14 protein-coding genes are annotated in these 17,896 nt (G+C 42.7%); 4 read left to right on the top strand and 10 right to left on the bottom strand.

Annotated features, from left to right (window positions below; genetic code table 11):
- Complete coding sequence (locus EGN73_RS05430) at positions 1 to 1,491, top strand: xylulokinase (RefSeq protein ID WP_219287501.1); 1,491 nt, start codon at positions 1 to 3, stop codon at positions 1,489 to 1,491.
- A 209-nt stretch (positions 1,492 to 1,700) separates the two neighbouring features.
- Here the strand turns inward: EGN73_RS05430 and EGN73_RS05425 are convergent, their stop codons facing one another.
- Together EGN73_RS05425 and EGN73_RS05420 are read right to left on the bottom strand one after the other, a co-directional pair.
- Entirely contained in the window at positions 1,701 to 2,243 is a 543-nt protein-coding gene (locus EGN73_RS05425; protein ID WP_219287500.1) for a fasciclin domain-containing protein, read from the bottom strand.
- Positions 2,244 to 2,348: 105 nt separating this feature from the next.
- Positions 2,349 to 2,933, bottom strand: coding sequence for a CAP domain-containing protein (locus EGN73_RS05420; RefSeq protein ID WP_219287499.1), 585 nt, complete (start codon positions 2,931 to 2,933; stop codon positions 2,349 to 2,351).
- Positions 2,934 to 3,087: 154 nt separating this feature from the next.
- Between EGN73_RS05420 and EGN73_RS05415 the strand changes: the two genes are divergently transcribed.
- Together EGN73_RS05415 and EGN73_RS05410 are read left to right on the top strand one after the other, a co-directional pair.
- Positions 3,088 to 3,540, top strand: coding sequence for a DoxX family protein (locus EGN73_RS05415; RefSeq protein WP_219287498.1), 453 nt, complete (start codon positions 3,088 to 3,090; stop codon positions 3,538 to 3,540).
- The gene (locus tag EGN73_RS05410; RefSeq protein WP_219287497.1) at positions 3,527 to 3,958 is read left to right on the top strand and encodes a MarR family winged helix-turn-helix transcriptional regulator; all 432 of its coding nucleotides are present in this window, start codon (positions 3,527 to 3,529) and stop codon (positions 3,956 to 3,958) included. Before EGN73_RS05415 ends, EGN73_RS05410 begins: the two co-directional genes overlap by 14 nt.
- An 18-nt stretch (positions 3,959 to 3,976) precedes the next feature.
- On the opposite strand, the gene EGN73_RS05405 is transcribed toward EGN73_RS05410, so the two are convergent.
- The 8 genes from EGN73_RS05405 to EGN73_RS05370 all read right to left on the bottom strand — a co-directional run bounded on the left by EGN73_RS05405 (position 3,977) and on the right by EGN73_RS05370 (position 16,459).
- The gene (locus EGN73_RS05405; protein WP_219287496.1) at positions 3,977 to 4,885 is read right to left on the bottom strand and encodes a carbohydrate kinase family protein; all 909 of its coding nucleotides are present in this window, start codon (positions 4,883 to 4,885) and stop codon (positions 3,977 to 3,979) included.
- Positions 4,878 to 6,218, bottom strand: coding sequence for a sugar porter family MFS transporter (locus EGN73_RS05400; protein WP_219287495.1), 1,341 nt, complete (start codon positions 6,216 to 6,218; stop codon positions 4,878 to 4,880). Before EGN73_RS05400 ends, EGN73_RS05405 begins: the two co-directional genes overlap by 8 nt.
- A 300-nt stretch (positions 6,219 to 6,518) precedes the next feature.
- A complete protein-coding gene (locus EGN73_RS05395; protein ID WP_219287494.1) occupies positions 6,519 to 8,012 on the bottom strand; it encodes a glycoside hydrolase family 32 protein in 1,494 nt (497 codons plus the stop codon).
- A gap of 2 nt (positions 8,013 to 8,014) precedes the next feature.
- On the bottom strand, positions 8,015 to 10,153 hold the full coding sequence (locus EGN73_RS05390) for a glycoside hydrolase family 97 protein (protein ID WP_219287493.1): 2,139 nt from the start codon (positions 10,151 to 10,153) through the stop codon (positions 8,015 to 8,017).
- 18 nt (positions 10,154 to 10,171) lie between these two features.
- Positions 10,172 to 11,458 (bottom strand): acetyl-CoA hydrolase/transferase family protein, encoded by a 1,287-nt coding sequence (locus EGN73_RS05385; RefSeq protein ID WP_219287492.1) that lies wholly within the window; start codon positions 11,456 to 11,458, stop codon positions 10,172 to 10,174.
- A 23-nt stretch (positions 11,459 to 11,481) separates the two neighbouring features.
- Entirely contained in the window at positions 11,482 to 14,166 is a 2,685-nt protein-coding gene (locus EGN73_RS05380) for a cation-translocating P-type ATPase (protein WP_219287491.1), read from the bottom strand.
- An 11-nt stretch (positions 14,167 to 14,177) separates the two neighbouring features.
- Positions 14,178 to 15,257, bottom strand: coding sequence for a site-2 protease family protein (locus EGN73_RS05375; protein WP_219287490.1), 1,080 nt, complete (start codon positions 15,255 to 15,257; stop codon positions 14,178 to 14,180).
- Between the two features lie 221 nt (positions 15,258 to 15,478).
- Positions 15,479 to 16,459 carry a DUF6807 domain-containing protein gene (locus EGN73_RS05370; RefSeq protein WP_219287489.1) on the bottom strand — a complete coding sequence of 327 codons (981 nt, stop codon included), beginning with the start codon at positions 16,457 to 16,459 and terminating at the stop codon, positions 15,479 to 15,481.
- 153 nt (positions 16,460 to 16,612) lie between these two features.
- Between EGN73_RS05370 and EGN73_RS05365 the strand changes: the two genes are divergently transcribed.
- Positions 16,613 to 17,827 carry a M20 family metallopeptidase gene (locus EGN73_RS05365; RefSeq protein ID WP_219287488.1) on the top strand — a complete coding sequence of 405 codons (1,215 nt, stop codon included), beginning with the start codon at positions 16,613 to 16,615 and terminating at the stop codon, positions 17,825 to 17,827.
- The last annotated feature ends 69 nt before the right edge of the window (positions 17,828 to 17,896 follow it).

Raw genomic sequence — 17,896 nt, 5'->3', positions numbered from 1 at the left:
ATGAGGAGACTTTTAATTGGATATGATATCGGTAGCTCCTCTGTAAAGGCTACCTTGTTGGATGCGGATTCCGGAAAAGCCATTGCTTCAGAAGGACTTCCGAAAATAGAAATGCCAATCCTTGCTCCTAAAAAGGATTGGGCTGAACAAGACCCTGAAATGTGGTGGAAGTATATTGTCGAAACCACCAAAGAGATTGTAAAAAAGGGTGGAATAAAAAAAGGTGAATTAAAAGCCATTGGGATATCTTACCAAATGCATGGACTTGTCTGTGTTGATAAAGAACTCAATGTGATCAGACCTGCGATCATCTGGTGTGATAGCAGGGCAGTAGGAATAGGAAATAAGGCATTTGAAGAGTTGGGTGAAGAATATTGTCTGCCTAACCTTCTCAATTCTCCGGGAAACTTTACCGCATCCAAACTCAAGTGGGTAAAGGAAAATGAGCCTGAGCTCTATTCAAAAATTTATAAAATCATGCTCCCTGGGGATTATATTGCCATGAAACTAAGCGGAGAAATCAAAACTTCTGAAACCGGTCTTTCTGAAGGGATTTTCTGGGACTTTAAAGTGAATGGGCTGTCCGAAAAACTTCTTGGAAATTACGGCATTGATAAAGGCCTGATTGCAGATGTGGTCCCGTCATTTTCTGAGCAGGGAAAAGTGACTAAGGATGCCGCGGAAATTTTGGGTATAGAGGAAGGTGTTCCGATTACATATAGAGCAGGTGATCAGCCCAATAATGCTTTTTCGCTCAACGTGCTTCAGGAAGGTGAACTGGCAACTACTGCCGGTACATCAGGTACTGTGTACGGAGTGAGTACCAAGCCTGTGTACGACCCTAAATCAAGAGTAAATACTTTTGTTCACGTCAACCACACAGAAAATGACCCACATTATGGGGTTTTGCTTTGTATCAATGGCACCGGGATACTCAATTCCTGGGTTAAGAAGTTGTTGGGTGGAGAATCCGTGTCTTACCCGGAAATGAATGACCTGGCTCAGGAAACACATATTGGAGCTGAAGGATTATCTTTTATTCCATTTGGCAATGGAGTAGAGCGCATCATGCAAAACCAACCTGTAGGTGCCCACATGATAGGGCTTAACTTACTGCAGCATGACCGAAAACACGTTCTTCGTGCAGTGCAGGAAGGAATTGTATCATCTCTCAAGTATGGTTTTGATATCATGAAGGACATGGGGCTAAATCTGAATACAGTAAAGGCAGGAAAGGCAAATATGTTTTTGAGTCCTTTGTTTAGGGAAGCATTTGTCAATATGAATAATGTGGTGCTTGAGCTTTATGATACCGATGGGGCTCAGGGAGCTGCTAGAGGAGCAGGAATCGGAGCGGGAATTTATTCCAATGCCGGGGAAGCATTTGCAGGCCTTGAAAAATTATCCTCTTTTGAGCCGGAAAGTTCTAAAATTGAAGCTTACAAAGATGTTTATGGCAATTGGCAGAAAGCTTTGGGGAGAGTGATTTGAGGATTGATTGATGTTTGATTCATGCCAATTTTGACATTTTGAGGAAATTGTCAAAGGCAACAAGCCAGAGACCGCTGCTGTTGCGAAATGGGTGTTGACGTAAAATTGAGATGTCCCCCCAAATGTGGCCGATGCATCGTTCTTGACTTTAAAAAATAAAAGCCTGTAATTCTTATGAGTTACAGGCTTTTTTAAATTTAGGAGTTCTATTAATCTGGAAGCAATACACCATCAATAATATGTACTACTCCGTTTTTGCCTTCCACATCAGCACCTGTGATTTGGGCATCATTGATGTACACTTTACTGTCCCTAATGGATACTTTAAGCTTGTCTCCATGCACGGTTGTGATTTCCTTGCCATCTTCTAGGTCAGCAGCCATGATTTCGCCAGATATTACATGGTATTTGAGTATGTCCTGAAGTTTTTCTTTATTTTCTTCTTGAAGCAGGTTTTCTACAGTTCCTTCAGGAAGTGCTTCAAACCCATTGTTGGTCGGTGCAAAAATGGTGTAGGGTCCGTCACCGTTAAGTGATGGGACCATTCCGGCCTCTGAAATGGCTGTTACTAAGGTAGTATGGTCAGCAGAAGCGCTTGCGATTTCAATCACAGTCGGAGCTTCCTCTTCAACGACCACTTTGTCCAAAACTTCCGGTTCATCCTCCTCTTGTCTGAGTTTTGTGTTGCAGCTAATGGCAGCCAAAGTCACGCAAGTTGCCACTGCCAGCGATAAAATTCTTAGATTTTTCATATTAAGTTAGTTTAAAGTTCTCCCCTAGTTAACTAACAAGAAGCCAATAAGTTTTTATCAGTTTGAGAAAAATGGGGATGAGTGACCCGTAAGGTGAAATAAAAACTATCCTGGTATCCCCGCAGGATCGGCTTCCCGGCCAAACCAGACAGTTGCAAACCTGCCGTTTATACCTATTCCAATGGCCTTCCACTCTTGATTCCAAGGGCCATCGTTTCTGATCACGGCATCGTGCCCGGGGCTGTTTTTCCAAGCATTTAGGGCTCCGGAAGGATTGATGCTGGCCATATTGTAAGCGGCTATTTCGAATCCATTCCCTGTATATTTAGTCAGTTCTCGCGGCTTGTTCCACATGCAGGCAGCTTGGGAGTGGTCAGCGGTATAGCAGCAAGGTGTCCAGTCCCCAAATTCCGACCAACTGTGACTGTTGCATTCACCTGACATGGGGTTGTTTTCCTGAAGGTCTTTTACATGGGTTTGGGCGACTATGGTCATGGAAGTGGAAAGAGGAATTTCCGGTAAGCCTAATTCAGCCCTGTAAGTCATCAACAGGCTGTAAAGTTCCATTTCAGCTGGAGAAAGGCTTACCCGATCTTCTTTGATTTCTTCTTTGGATTCGCATCCTGAGAAAATTGATAAGGCGATAAGGGTCAAAGAAAAAAGAGCGAAAGCAGAAAACAATTTTTTCATAGAATAAAAAGAGGGTTTGTCCTTAAATATAATGCTAAGGCCTGATCATTTTGCTTTTCTTAAATAAAAATAATTTTGATCGTGAGCGATTTGATTTATTTTCCGTGTACATTTATATCGTTTGCGATATAAATTTTAAAATGAAATTATGGTTATGAATATATTTAAGTTTAAAGCAAAGACTATGGTCTTACAGCATATCATGAGAGTGCTTTTGGGTTTGGCTTTAGCTTATGCTGGGGTGAGCCACCTTACGTTTAATAGAGAAGAGTTCTTGGCCCAAGTTCCCCGGTGGGTGCCTTTGGATCCGGATCTGGTTGTGATTTTGTCTGGAATTGTAGAAATAATTCTTGGTTTAGGTTTGATCTTTTTTATTTCTCAGAAAGTGTTCTTTGGCTTAGTTACGGGGATATTTTTTATCTTGATTTTCCCAGGGAATTTGGCTCAATACCATAACGAGGTAGATGCTTTTGGATTGGATTCTGACAGAGCAAGGTTAATTCGGTTGTTTTTCCAACCTCTATTGGTATTGTGGGCAATTTGGTCTACTGGTGCCTGGCAATATTTAAAGTCACTCAAAAAAAAACAAAGTAATGGAACAACTTAAGTTGGAAAATCAGATTTGTTTTCCTTTTTATGCACTATCCAGGTTGATCATTAGAGCATATCAGCCTCAGCTAGATGCATTAGGAATTACCTATCCTCAGTATTTGGTAATGTTAGTTCTTTGGGAAAAGGACGGCCTATCAGTTAAACAAATCAGCGAAAAACTTATTCTTAATACCAATACCATCACGCCTCTGCTCAAGCGTATGGAGCAGATGGGTTTATTGAAACGGGTAAAATCAAAGGCTGACGAAAGGAAGGTACTGATTAGCTTAAGTTCCAAAGGGAAAGATATGCAGCAGGCAGCTTCCTGCATTCCCGAAGCCTTATTAGCCAATGTCACAGGAGAGAATATCAGTTTGGACGATTTGAATGTGATGAAAGGGCGAGTAAATCATTGGCTAGAAAGAATGAAATAATAGTGGACCGTTCATTGCTTATGACAGTCCTGTTCTCACTTCATCCACTTGATTCAAATCATACTTAGGCGTACCTCCTTTTTGCGTAGCGACAAATGCCCCTAAAGCACAGGCAAAATCCAGAATTTCCCCGCTCTTTTTTCCGTCTAAGTATGCCTTTACAAAACCACTCAAAAAGGCATCACCAGCACCTACGGTATCCTGCACTTTTACTTTGTATCCTGGATGTGAAGATATTTTCCCTTCCTCATAGATCAAAGCTCCTTTACTGCCCAGTGTAACACAGACCATCTGAATGGGGAAGTGTTCGCAAAGGTATGCGCTTACACTGCTGGCAATTTCTGAATCCTTTTTGGAATTGACAGGAATGTCGAAATAGTCAGCCACAATCAGCAACTCATCCTCATTGATTTTCAAAATGTCTGTATATCCCAGCAGGATTTCTATCTGCTCAAAATCATAGTAAGGAGACCTTAAATTAATGTCAAAAATCTTGAGAACGGGGGCATGTACAAGGTGATAAAGGCTGTCCCAGCTCATTTGGTTTCTGATACCCAGACTCCCAAATATAAAGGCATCCGCTTCATTGACTGTTTTTGAATTGGTCTTGCTGAGAGTTATATGATCCCACGCAGCAGGTGCATTGATGGTGTATTGTATGTTTTCGGGATCTTTGTTGTCCACAGTGACCGTTCCGGTGGGGTGGTTTTCATCCCACTGTATTTCTTCCGTATCCAATCCATAGGATTTCACAAAAGCCAGGAGTTTCTCTCCACGTACATCTTTTCCCAGTCTGGAAATCATTTTGACATCCAAGCCCAATTGCTTGAGGTGAAGTGCTACATTCATAGGTGCACCTCCTGGTATTTCATGATCCGGGAAGCAATCCCATAACATTTCACCGAAACAGACAACTTTTTTAGACATGTTCTTTTTGTAATTCTTTTTGAATTTCTTCTAATGATTTTCCTTTGGTTTCCGGCATCTTAAATGCTACCCACAACAATTGCAAGATCATCATCAGGGCAAAGAAGGCGAAAATATTCCCCGCTCCAAAGTTGCTTGCAAAGAAGGGGAAGAGATTGGCAATCACCGCTGCGAATATCCAATGCGTGAAAGAGCCCAAGGACTGTCCAAATGCCCTGAGTTCGTTGGGGAATATTTCTGAAATAAACACCCAGATCACTGAACCCTGACCTATCGCATGAGAGGCGATAAATACAAATACAAACCAAGGCAAAAGGGTATTGCTGACCATACCTCCAAAGTAGCTGTACGCCATCAGGGACAAGGAAATGATATACCCTATGGAACCTATATACATCAGTACTTTTCTGCCCAGTTTATCTATCAAATAAAGCCCTGACATCGTAAAAACAATATTGATGACTCCTATTCCAATGGTAGAAAACAGGGCATCTTCTGTGGCTATTCCAGCCGCTTCAAATATCCTTGGAGCAAAGTAGATGATGGCATTGATGCCGGACATTTGGTTGAAAAAGGCAATGAGAAAGGCAAAAAAGGTCACTTTTCTGAACCTAGGATGAAACAAAGCAGTCCAGACTACATTGCCTTTAATTTCCTTGCTCTCCTCAATGGCAAGTGAAATGGCCTCATCCACTCCTTCTGGATCTGTTTTACTCAGGATTTCTCTTGCACCTTCATAATCCTGCTTTTTGGCGATCAGCCACCTTGGACTCTTTGGTACTTTGATGATAAGGATACTGTAAATCAGGGCAGGAATTGCTTCTACACCAAGCATCCATCTCCAGGCTTCTGTCAGGTTGGCTGTACCGATAAGATAGTTGGAGAAGTAGGCGACCAATATCCCAAACACAATATTGAATTGATAAAGGGCTACCAATTGTCCCCGTCTTTTGGCAGGGGCAATTTCAGAAATATACATGGGTGCGACAACAGAGGAAGCACCTACGCCAAGTCCTCCTAAAAACCTAAAAAACATAAATGTATTGACATCATTGGCCAAAGCAGAACCCATTGCCGAAACCAAATAGAAAACACCTATCCAGACCAATGAGGCTTTTCTGCCAAATTTATCCGCTGGGATTCCCCCGAATAACGCTCCAATCACCGTCCCATAAAGCGCCATGGCTACAGCAAGTCCATGGGTCCAGTCACTGAGCTGCCAAAGTGCCTGGATATCTCTTTCAGCACCGGATATTACAGCAGTATCAAAACCGAACAGGAAACCTCCCAAAGCGGCTGTGATGGAGAGAAATAAAACGTAGTTTTTGTTCATAGGTAGGAGAGGAAAGAATATTGTGAGTTCTGAAATTTAGTGAACAATATCAAAACTCCTGAAGCTGATATGGTCGATATTCATTGATATTGGATATTAAATAGATATTATGTTTGAATTCAAATTGTGCTTTGGGAAGAATTGGAAATTGTTTGTTGAAATAAAATGATCAATTCTAAGTTTAGTGAATTTAGTCGAGGTTTTGGAGAACTCTTATTGATTTTTGAGGCTAATTATTCACGCTTCGATCACTTCGGGGGCGCTGTGTTCGCTGCGGGAAAATATTATTTACCCTTTCATTTACCAAATACTTTTTAAGTGACGTGCTTTTCCACTTCCCAATCCATGCATTTGGATTTTGCTATAATGACTGGTTGGGAAAATCAAAGAGGTCAACACCAATTCTCCCTCATTTATAAAAACTTCAATGGAGGACCGATCAATGAATATGCGTAGATTCTTGGCCTGAATATTTCCAATAGGGGCAGTTTGGGTATTTTCAAAATCAGCATTGAAATTGGTGATTCCGGACAAACCTCTGTCCAGCACAACAAACTCACCTGTTTTCTCCAAAATCAACCTTTCGTTTTCCTCATTTTGGAACTCAATTCTAAAATCTTCTTCTGTGATATCAAATTCCAGTTCTACCAATTCATGTGTCAACTCAGCTTCAGTTCCTGAAATGTTGCTTGTTTCTGACCTGAGCTTATCAAGTTCTTTGACAGGCCTTGAGGCCAATGAATACCCTTCTCCATCACTGAAAAGCTCCAAACTTCTTGGAATGGTCATGGCAGAACGCCAGTTTTCTGTAGGTACCTCTTGGGCATACTGCCAATTGCTCATCCAGCCAATAAAGATTTTTCTTCCGTCAGTTTCCGGTACATTTGACCAGGTAACTCCGGCATAATTATCCGCTCCCCAGTCCAGCCATTTCACTTCTGTAGTTTCTGTAGTAAAGTTTTTTCCATCAAAATCACCGATGAAATACTGCGTAGCGGAGCCGCCCTGCGGACCACCCGGATTGATGCTGACAAATAGAACCCATTTTTCTTTACCATCTGTAGTTGGCAGGGGGAAAAGGTCGGGACATTCCCAAACTCCTCCATAAGCTGCCCAATCGGGAGCGAAATCACTCTCATGCTTCCATTCCAGTAAGTTGGGTGATGAGTAAAAGCTTATCTTGTCTTTTACAGCAAGTGACATAATCCATTGATCCTTGATCCAAGCGACCTTGGGATCTCTAAAATCCTTGATTCCCGGATTCTTTAATACCGGGTTACCTTCATATTTTGTCCAAGAACGTCCTTTGTCTGTGCTGAATGCGATTCCCTGGGTTTGGAAATCATCTTTTCCGGCTTCTTCTCCTTCGGCATCATGATAGGTGAAAATAGCTACAAGTGGAGGATTTTCTTTGGTGCCCAGACCAGAGGTGTTTTCGGTATCTGCTACGGCGGAACCCGAGAAAATAGTCCCATGTTCATCTGGGAAAAGCGCAATGGGTTGATGTTCCCAGTGGACCAGGTCTTCTGAAATGGCATGTCCCCAATGCATAGGGCCCCAAGTATTGCCGTCTGGATGGTATTGGTAAAACAAATGGTACTCACCTTCCCAATAGACCATTCCGTTGGGATCGTTCATCCAATTGCTGGGAGGAGTAAAATGAAATTGAGGCCTGAAAGGCTCATTGAATTCTGGTTCTGTTTTATTTTCTTCAGTCCCTTTTTGGGCACAGGAATAAAGTACTGTAAAAAAAATCAGGGCTGTGATGATATGATTCAGTCTGTTTTTAGTCATGCTCAAAGCTTTTTGATACCTTTTGTTTCTTCTTTACTGGCTTCCATGATGCTGATGGCATAGCCTCCGGCTGAAGCTTTCTTCTGTTTCAGCCTGGATTTAGCGTTGACGACCACCTTGCGAATGCTGTAATCCTGTGGATTGTTCCGGTAATGGGCATCTTTACCGTCTGCATAGATCGTTGCAATATAGGTTTTTTCCGGATCAAGGAAGTTAAATGAAATTTCAGATACTCTTTCTTGGATGCCATTGACACTTCCTACAAACCAGTTGTTGCTGTTTTTGTCCTTTCTGGCGATGGTCAAGTAGTAGCCTGGCTCGGCCTCGAGGTATTTGCTTTCTTTCCAGTCTACCGGTACATCTTTGATGAATTGGAAAGCATCCATAAAGCGCTCATAATTTTCAGGTAAGTCAGCAGCCATTTGCAGAGGGCTGTACATGGTGACATATAGTGCGAGCTGATTGGTCAAGGTGCTGTTGACCCAAGAGTTGTTGTCCGGATTGATTTTACTGATGTCCATTTCAAATACCCCGGGAGTATAATCCATTGGTCCTCCTATCAGGCGGGTAAATGGGAGTACCGTGACATGATTGGGCTTGTTGCCTCCAAATGCCTGGAACTCTGTCCCTCTTGCCGATTCATTGGCGATAAGATTAGGCCAGGTTCTTGCTACCCCTGTAGGTCTGACGGCTTCATGGGCATTGACCATAATTTGATAGTCAGCAGCTTTTTCTATGGCATATTGGAAGTGGTTGACAATCCATTGACTGTAATGGTTTTCCCCTCTGGGCAAAATGTCACCTACATAGCCGGATTTGACAGAATGATAGCCGTGATCTTTCATAAACTGGTAGGCTTTGTCCAAGTGCCTTTCATAATTTCTCACAGAAGAGGAGGTCTCATGGTGCATGACCATTTCCACCCCTTTGCTCTTGGCATAATTCCGTATTCCTTCCAGATCAAAATCAGGATAAGGAGTGACAAAATCAAACACATAGTCCTTGGAATTGCCAAACCAATCTTCCCAACCAATGTTCCATCCTTCAACCAAAACACCTTGAAACCCATGTTCTGCGGCAAAGTCTATGTAACGTTTGACATTTTCTGTTGTCGCCCCGTGACGGCCGTTAGGCTTTACTTTGGTATAATCCGTTTCTCCCAGTCTGACTGAAGGAAGTTCGTCTGTATAGGCCCAGGAGCTTTTTCCTGTAATCATTTCCCACCAAACACCGATGTATTTCATGGGTCTGATCCAGGAAGTATCCTCAATTTTAGAGGGTTCATTGAGGTTGTAGGTAATCCGCGATTCCAGGATTTTGCGGGCATCGTCACTGACAATGATTGTTCTCCAAGGGGATTGGGATGGCGCCTGAAGATACCCTTTGTCTCCAATGGCATCGGGATTGAGCCAAGACTGAAAGGTGAAGGTCTCATCGTCAAGGTTCAAATGCATGGTTGCATAGTCGATAAGCGCTGCCTCGTGGAGGTTGATGTAGAGGCCATCATCTGTTTTCATCATCAGGGAAGTCTGTACTCCTGTCAGAGAAAATGGCTGTTGGGAAAGGTTGCCTGTGACCGCATTTTCCATCTGTTGCCTGATTTCTGAGAGCTTGGATTCTGTATAATCATACTCTTGGGTATCATAGTCTCCTGGAATCCAGAAAGCAGTGTGGTCGCCTGCCATGGCAAATTGTGTGAGTTCTTCTTTGATGACAAAATGGGCCAGTTTGTCCTGAAGGGGAAACTCGTACCGGAAGCCTAAGCCTGTGTCAAATAACCTGAACCTGATATTCAGTTTGCGCTCTGTGGATTCTTGAAGCAGGGATACCAAAAGTTCATTGTAATGGTTTCGGATGCGGTCCTCCTCTCCCCAGACAGGTGTCCAATAGGAATCATGGCTTTCTGTTTGACTTTCTACGAGTACAAACCCATCAGCTAGCGGTTCTTGGTCTTTGATCTCAAAACCCAGATGGCTAGGCTTGATTACAGATTTTTGTCCAAAATCAAGGGCGTAAATGGCTTTTCCTTCTTTGATTTTGAAGTGTAAAGAAAGTTGACCGTCAGGGGACTTGATGGTTTGGGCAGACAAAACGCCCAGAGTAAGGAGGAAAGTAAAAATGCTTGTGAGGAAATTTTTCATAAAATCTTAATTTTGTTCTCAGATTATTTTTTTTCCAAACCTCTCAAAAATAGCCTGATCAAGGTTTTCTCTGTGGTCAGGGTGAGCGATGTCCCGAAGGGATTCTGCTCTCTGTCGGAGGTTTTTTCCATAAAGATAGGCAACTCCGAATTCAGTTACCACATAATGCACATGAGCACGGGTAGTCACCACGCCTGCACCTTCCTTGAGGAAAGGTACAATTTTACTTTGACCTTTCTTAGTGACAGAGCCCAAAGCAAGAATGGGTTTTCCACCTTCCGACAAGGCAGCGCCCCTCATAAAATCCATTTGCCCTCCTACACCAGAATACTGGAAGCTTCCAATGGAGTCTGCGCATACCTGGCCCGTTAAGTCTATTTCAATGCAAGAGTTGATGGATACCATTTTGGGGTTTTTTCTGATCACTGCAGAATCGTTTACATAAGTAGCTTCCTGAAAGGAAAACAAAGGGTTGTCATGGATAAAATTGTAGAGCTCGTTTGTTCCTGCAGCAAAGCTGGTAAGAATTTTTCCAGCATGCTTTTTCTTAAATTTATTGGTGATAGCGCCAGACTCAAGAAGCCTTATGACACCATTGGAGAACATTTCTGTATGGATTCCCAAGTCCTTATGTTGATGAAGCTGTTGTAATACAGCATCAGGGATGGCACCAATACCCAATTGAAGAGTTGACCTGTCTTCTATCAGCGATGCGATATGTTGACCAATTTGGATTTCGCATTGGCCGATTTTGGAAGTGTAGTCAATTTCATGAAGAGGCTCATTTACATAAACAGCAGCGTCGAATTTGCTGAAATGGATGTGTCCATCTCCATGCGTTCTTGGCATGTTTTCATTGACTTGTGCTATAATTATTTTTGCAGAATCCACTGCGGCTTTGGCAATGTCCACAGATACCCCTAAGGAGCAATAGCCGTGAGCATCCGGCGGAGATACGTGGATGATCGCTACATCAAGCAGTAAAATCTTCCTTCTAAAAAGTTGGCCAATTTCGCTTAAGAAAACAGGAATATATCCTCCATTAGAACTGTTGGCTGCTGAGCGGATATTTTGGGAAACAAAAAGGGAATTGAAGAAAAAGCTTTCGGTCATTTCAGGATTTGCCAGTGGCATCTCTCCGAAAGTGGAAATTGATACAATCTCTACATGCTTCAGTTCGTCTTTTCGTTCTGCTAATTTCTCTACAAGAAAACTTGGGGTAGCAGCACTTCCATGAAGAAAAACCCTGTCACCGCTTTTTATCAAAGATACGGCGGCTTCAGGGGTTTGAAATTTTGGATGCATATTACTATTAGGGGGTAAAGTCTTTATGATCTTTTAGTCAATTTAAACAACTCCATTATCAACAAAACAGGCAGTGCCAATCCAAGTATCAGCAACCATTGTTGGAGTGAAATGGGTTGTATCCTTAAGATGTCCTGCATAAATGGGATGTGCATGCTCAGGATGTGGATACCCTGTGCTGCCAGGACAAAAAGGATCAACAGGTAGTTTTTATTTACGGGTATTTTGAAGGTGGATTTGTACTCAGAACGGCAATTGAAAATGTGTATATTTTGCATGCAAACCATCAGAAGTAAGACCATATTCCGGGCTGCATTTTCTTCAATATCAGTGTACAGTTGTAAATAAAGCCAAAACCCAAAAGCAATCAAGCCGATCACCAATCCGGAAAGGATCAACTGTTGCGACATGATGCGGTTGAATATCCCTTCAGAAGGCTTACGGGGCCTTTTTTGCATGGTTTCTTTTTCTCCGCTTTCAAAAGCCAAGGCCTTATCCTGAATGCCATTGGTGACGAGGTTCAGCCAAAGAAGTTGTACTGCCAATAGCGGCAAGGGTAGGCCCGCCAGTATGGAAAGTATAAACATCACCACTTCCGCCGCTCCGGTGGAAACCAGTAGATAAATGACCTTACGCACGTTGTCGTAGGCAAACCTGCCTTCTTCCACCCCGGCTACGATGGAGGAGAAATTGTCATCGACCACAATCATGGCTCCTACTTCTTTGGCTACATCAGTTCCTGAACCCATAGCCACACCAATATTGGCCCTTCTCAATGCAGGAGCGTCGTTGACTCCATCTCCTGTAACTGCCACAAACTCCCCTTTTTGTATCAATGCATCGACAATTTCCAGTTTTTGGGTAGGGGAAACGCGGGCAAATACACTGGTGGAGGCTACTAGTTCTGCAAATTCGGGACTTTTCGGATCGCCTGTTTCTGCAAGCATTTTGCCCGTGACCACATTTCTTGATTTTTCCTTCAGGCCCAATTCTAATGCTATATTGGATGCAGTAGCAGGGTGATCTCCTGTGATCATCAGAACTTCTATGCCAGCTGTTTTACATTTTTTGACAGCTTCCTTAGCTTCCGCTCTCAGAGGGTCTATAAAGCAGACCAAGCCTAAGAATCCCAGGTTTTGGATGTCAGTGTCGGGGTAATATTCTTTTCTGTTAAAATTGTCCGCCAACCCTTCAGCAAAACCCAAAACCCGGTATCCGCTCAATGCCAATTGGTTGGCCTCAGCCATGATTTTGTCTTTTTCAGATGTTGACAGTTGGCAAAAGTCCAGAATGGTTTCTACCGCTCCTTTTACTCCGAGTTTTATGTTTTCCCGATCCTGATAAAATGCCCCTGAGAATTTTCTTTCTGATTCATATGGAATCACATCAAGACGGTCTGATAGGTTTACGACATTTGTTGCATTGCTGCCCGTTTTATACCCCATACCCAATAAGGCCACGTCCATGGCATCTCCATGGTACTCCCAGGAGTTTTCAGATTGTTTGAGAGAAGCTTCATTGGCCAGTAGGGAAATTCTGATGATCTGGTCCAGTAGGCTTGAATGCCCATAGGAAACTGCTGCGGAAGGATTTGAGATTGAATGGATTTCTCCATCTCCATTGTATCCTTCTCCAGTGACATCAAAAGTCTGCCCGTCGATAAGTTTTATTTTCTTGACCGTTTGCTGATTGACAGTAAGGGTGCCGGTTTTGTCACTTGCAATGACTGTGCAGCTGCCCAAACTTTCGACAGAGGTGAGTTTTCTGACGATAACATTTCTTTTGGCCATCCTTCTAGTGGCTACAGCCAAGGCTACCGTCAGGGATACGGGCAGCCCCTCAGGAATAGCAGATACTGCCAAGGCTACTACAAAAAAGAAAATCGAGCCAAAATCCATGCCCTGAACGCGGAGCATTATGGCCAAAATCACACTGAGTACAATGACGATGTTGGCAATATTTCTTGTGAATTTCTCCATGCGGAGAATCAAAGGTGGTTTTGCGGATTCTCCTTCCTGCACATTGAGTGCAATTTTACCAACTTCTGTCTGAAGGCCTGTAGCGACTACTATTCCCCTTGCCCTGCCTGAGATGACAGTTGCACCGGCATAAGCCATATTTTTCCGGTCAGCGACTTCAGTTTCCTTTGGGATACGCTCAACATGTTTTCTGACTGATTGGGATTCTCCTGTCAGCAGGCTTTCGTCCAGTTCCAGTCCAGCTACTTCCACAAGCCTCAGGTCTGCCGGGACTTTGTTTCCCGATTCCAGATAGACAATATCACCTGGCACCAATTCCTCGGCATCTATTTCTTTGACTTTGCCAGCGCGCTTCACCTTGGATTTAATTTTCAAAAGCTTTTGCAGGTTAGAGGCGCTTTTTTCTGCATTATATTCCTGATACGCTCCTATGCCTGTGTTGATCAGGATCACCAAAAGAATAAATACCGCATCTTTTGCTTCCCCAATCAATACGGAAGCGATTCCCGCAGCGATCAAAATAAAGATCAGTGGATTGAAAAGCTGGCTCCAGATAATCTTCCAAAGGCTGATAATGGCCCTGTCGGGTAATTTGTTTTTACCAAAATCAACCAATCTTTTGGATGCGAGATCATCTGAAAGGCCGTCAAGATTTGAACCTAGTGTGTCCAAAACAACTTCGGGGTTTTCCTGATACCATTTGATATTTGTAGGTTTCAATTCTGCCATGAAAAGCTAAATTATTTACTTAAAGCTGACTTGACCATTACAAATTCAGAGATATTTTCCTGGTCCAGAATTCCCAAAAAGTGTCCATTTTCAATTACAAAGGCCACTTTTACATTTTTGCTAAGCATAATTTTCCACGCCTCATCAAGATCTTGCTCAGTTTCTAACTTGAGCGGGGATAGGTCTGCCACCTGATCAATACTGAGACTTTCTTCTCCTTCTTTGAGCCCTTTTATGATTTCATTACGACTGAGGGTGCCTATAGCTACATCATCCCTAACAATTACAAAATGGGTAGCTTGGGAATTGAGCAGTTTTTCCACTGCTTTGGAAAGGGGCGCATCAAAAGCAAGAATAGGGAACTTCATCATGATGGCATCTTTTACTTTGTAACCTTTAAGGAAGCTCTCCTGCTTGGTGTGGCTGACTTCTGCGGATGCCCCCAAGAAGATGAAGATACCGATCAAAACCAGGATGGGGTTATTGAACAGCCCGAAGAAAATAAAGAAAATCGCCAAAAACTGTCCGATTCCGCCAGCTATCTGAGTGGCTTTGGCTCTGGGAAGTCTGATGGCTAAAAAGGCCCTCAAGATTCTACCTCCGTCCATAGGGAAGGCCGGTATCAGGTTGAACACTGCCAATATCAAATTGGCTGAAGCCAGGTACATGAGGATGGTGGAGGGATTAATTTTCAGTTCCTCAAGACTTTCCAAATTAAATCCTGTAAAAGTCAGTACCACTGATAAGGCCAGAAAAATAAACACATTGACAAGTGGACCTGCTATGGCTACCCATAATTCCTGTTTGGGATCTTCAGGTATTTTTTCCAGTCGGGCTACTCCACCTATTGGATACAGAATAATGTCTTTGGTCTGTATGCCATACCGTTGTGCAGCCAAGGCATGGCCAAATTCGTGCAATACGACGCATACGAAAAGCAAAAGGACAAACAAAATCGTCCAACCTATATCTGCTGCGGGTATGCCCTGCCTCCAGTTGGAAATGATGATCCAAAGCAAAAGAATTGAGAAAGTCCAGTGGATAAAGACTTTGACATTTTTGTAGCTTCCAAGGTATAGGGAGAGTTTCATAAATCGCAACTTAGTGTGAAGGTTAAATTAGTTTAAAATCTTTGAATTGAGGTAAAGGAAGAGCTTTTTTCCTTTAAAAAGTATGACGTAAGTCATCTGGAGACATGGTTTTTTTATGGTTCAGTTTTTCATTCAACCCCTTCAGGGCTTTTGCCTCAAAGACTGAATTTTCAAGTGAATGGTTTTCGCTAAAAGCCCACCTCTACAGACCACCTTACATTTTACTTTGCTTCAGAATTTTTAAAATTATTGAAATGATGCTTTGACTCTTCCACGCTCATGTCTTCATCAAAAACAACTATTCCATACCTCAAGGTATATGTTTTTCCAACTTCCAAGGTCTTGGCTTCATTTCTCGTCGGAGTGAAATTGAGAAATACATTTCCCTTACCTCCCTCAGCATCTTCTGGCCAAACCCTTAATGGTTCAGGATGTGTCCAATTGCCAGGATGACTCATCAATAGTAATCCAGCTTTGACCTCTGAAGAGTTGATTGCACCTTTTATCAAAACCCACTCCGCATCCTTTCCGTCAGCCTCATTTCTTAAGAGATCTTTAGAAGTAATGATGGTACTGTTGTCAGCACCCCAGTCGGCTCTCGCTCTAAATCCAATCCCTCCTCCATATCGATAAGCTTCCAACACAATGTTTTGATTTTGAGGAGAAAGTTTGCTGATGTACTCTACCTGATATTTTTTGCTTTCCGGAGATTTTACACGGATAAGCAATTCTTCCCACATCGCTACCCTATAAGTACCACTCGACATCATTTCCTGATGCTTCTGTCTGACATTGATCTCCACCCAATCCCCATTTTCCTGAACCGATAATATGCTGTCAAACTCCACTCTGCCTTTTTGATCTCCGAGATTCCAAAAATCCACGGATCTCCCTGCAATAGAAGTTTTGGTCCATGGTCCCCAAATCCCGTAATGGTGATAATGGTCTTCGGGATGGATTCTGGTGAGGGTTTCACCCGAAAGCGTGTTTAAGGGATGTATAAAACCTGATTTTGAAAAGGCATTATCCACACCGTCCGGAACAAAGGCTTTTTGGGTTTGATAGAAAAGAAGCAATCTTTGCCCTGACATGACAGCTATCCCTTTATCCTGTACATCCACATGCAGTTGCTGGGCTTGGACGATCTGGGAAAAATAAATCAGACAAAGACTGATCAACAAGATTATTATTAGATTTTTCATGGGTTTGTTTTTTCGTTATATGTTAAGGTTGGGTTCAGTAAAAAGGGAGTAAAGACATTCCCAAATCTTAATTTAACAGTTTTTATGCCATTCAAAAAGTTAATCTGGCAGGTTAAGCAGGTTTTTGATATACTGTACCAAAAAACGGAAACTATGAACAGTCTTTTCTACAAATCATTTTTGATAACCTTGGGATGGCTAGGTATGGTCAATGTGATTTTAGCCCAAAATCTTTCTATCTCTTCAGGTCAAATGGAAGGCTTGGATTTTTTAGAAAAGCAACAACAGCGTTCCGCACAGATGCTGAGAGAAATAGGAGGAATCATCAGTCCATCGGGAAAAGAATTGGAAAGAGCCGAAAAAGTGGCTACATATATGAAAGAAATAGGTTTAACTGATGTGAAAGTGGATGACATGCCCAATGCAATAGGGGTCATTCCTGGAAAGTCAGATCAGGTATTGGTTTTTATCAGCACATTGGATGATTTGGAAACAGTAGCATTGCATCAAAAAGAATCAGGTAAGCTTCCCGTCATTGAAGGCGATAGGGTAGTGGGGCCCGGCACCAATACCAGTTCAATTACTGTGTCTATGCTACTGGCAGCGGAAGCAATTATGAAGTCCGGCCAGATTCCTTCCCATACTTTGGTGTTTGCAGCAGTGGCGCAGGAGGAGACCGGACTGAAAGGCATGCACCATGTCTACAATCAATTTAAAGATAAAAGTGTGGGGTTTGTGGATATCCTTGGGGATGGTAGAAGTATCAGTTATGGTGCAATGGGCATACACTGGTACAAAATCAAAGCCACAGGTCCGGCAGGCCATACCCTTCGGGGCGGATTGCCCAATGTAAACCAAGGGATGGCAAAGGCCATAGATAGGATTTTTGATATGGATTACAAAGAGGACCGGACGGTGATCAACGTTTCGATCATAGAAAGTGGTAAAGTTTTTAACCATAAACCGGAAACGGCCTGGTTTTCTTTGGACATGAGAAGTCTTAATAATGAGACCTTATCCGAAATGGAAACCAAAGTGTTGAATATACTCGAAGATGTTTCTAAAGAGACCAATATAGGATTGGAAATGGAACCCTTTCAGATCACTCCAGGTGGTCAGATTCCAAATGCTTTGGATACCCCATTAGTTTCTCATGCCAAAGCTGTCAGCGAATACCTCGGATTTACTCCAAATATGTCCAATGCAGGTAGCAGCAATATGAATATTGCCATTGCCGGGGGAACTTCGGCTATTGGGCTTGGAGGTGAGAGAGGTGGTCAACGTGGATTTCCAGATGAGTGGGCTTCAATCCCCAATATGATAAATGCAGCCAAGCAAGTTTTCCTTTTGGGGACCTATGATTGGTAGGTGGATTGGAAACCTTGGATTTTTAAGCTTGTGTAAAGATTCAATATGTGCTAACCATCTCCATGGCTA

Origin of the sequence: Arthrospiribacter ruber (assembly GCF_019343195.1) — a bacterium.
In the GTDB taxonomy this organism is placed as follows: domain Bacteria; phylum Bacteroidota; class Bacteroidia; order Cytophagales; family Cyclobacteriaceae; genus Arthrospiribacter; species Arthrospiribacter ruber.
This window is presented reverse-complemented; position numbering and strand designations above follow the sequence as displayed.

Bases quoted from the DNA above. Each gene is read 5' to 3' on its own strand.
- EGN73_RS05400 (WP_219287495.1), bottom strand. From the start codon at position 6,218: ATGAACAAAAACTACGTTTTATTTCTCTCCATCACAGCCGCTTTGGGA.
- EGN73_RS05375 (WP_219287490.1), bottom strand. From the start codon at position 15,257: ATGAAACTCTCCCTATACCTTGGAAGCTACAAAAATGTCAAAGTCTTT.
- EGN73_RS05410 (WP_219287497.1), top strand. From the start codon at position 3,527: ATGGAACAACTTAAGTTGGAAAATCAGATTTGTTTTCCTTTTTATGCA.
- EGN73_RS05430 (WP_219287501.1), top strand. From the start codon at position 1: ATGAGGAGACTTTTAATTGGATATGATATCGGTAGCTCCTCTGTAAAG.
- EGN73_RS05370 (WP_219287489.1), bottom strand. From the start codon at position 16,459: ATGAAAAATCTAATAATAATCTTGTTGATCAGTCTTTGTCTGATTTAT.
- EGN73_RS05380 (WP_219287491.1), bottom strand. From the start codon at position 14,166: ATGGCAGAATTGAAACCTACAAATATCAAATGGTATCAGGAAAACCCC.
- EGN73_RS05385 (WP_219287492.1), bottom strand. From the start codon at position 11,458: ATGCATCCAAAATTTCAAACCCCTGAAGCCGCCGTATCTTTGATAAAA.
- EGN73_RS05425 (WP_219287500.1), bottom strand. From the start codon at position 2,243: ATGAAAAATCTAAGAATTTTATCGCTGGCAGTGGCAACTTGCGTGACT.
- EGN73_RS05395 (WP_219287494.1), bottom strand. From the start codon at position 8,012: ATGACTAAAAACAGACTGAATCATATCATCACAGCCCTGATTTTTTTT.
- EGN73_RS05405 (WP_219287496.1), bottom strand. From the start codon at position 4,885: ATGTCTAAAAAAGTTGTCTGTTTCGGTGAAATGTTATGGGATTGCTTC.
- EGN73_RS05365 (WP_219287488.1), top strand. From the start codon at position 16,613: ATGAACAGTCTTTTCTACAAATCATTTTTGATAACCTTGGGATGGCTA.
- EGN73_RS05420 (WP_219287499.1), bottom strand. From the start codon at position 2,933: ATGAAAAAATTGTTTTCTGCTTTCGCTCTTTTTTCTTTGACCCTTATC.
- EGN73_RS05415 (WP_219287498.1), top strand. From the start codon at position 3,088: ATGAATATATTTAAGTTTAAAGCAAAGACTATGGTCTTACAGCATATC.
- EGN73_RS05390 (WP_219287493.1), bottom strand. From the start codon at position 10,153: ATGAAAAATTTCCTCACAAGCATTTTTACTTTCCTCCTTACTCTGGGC.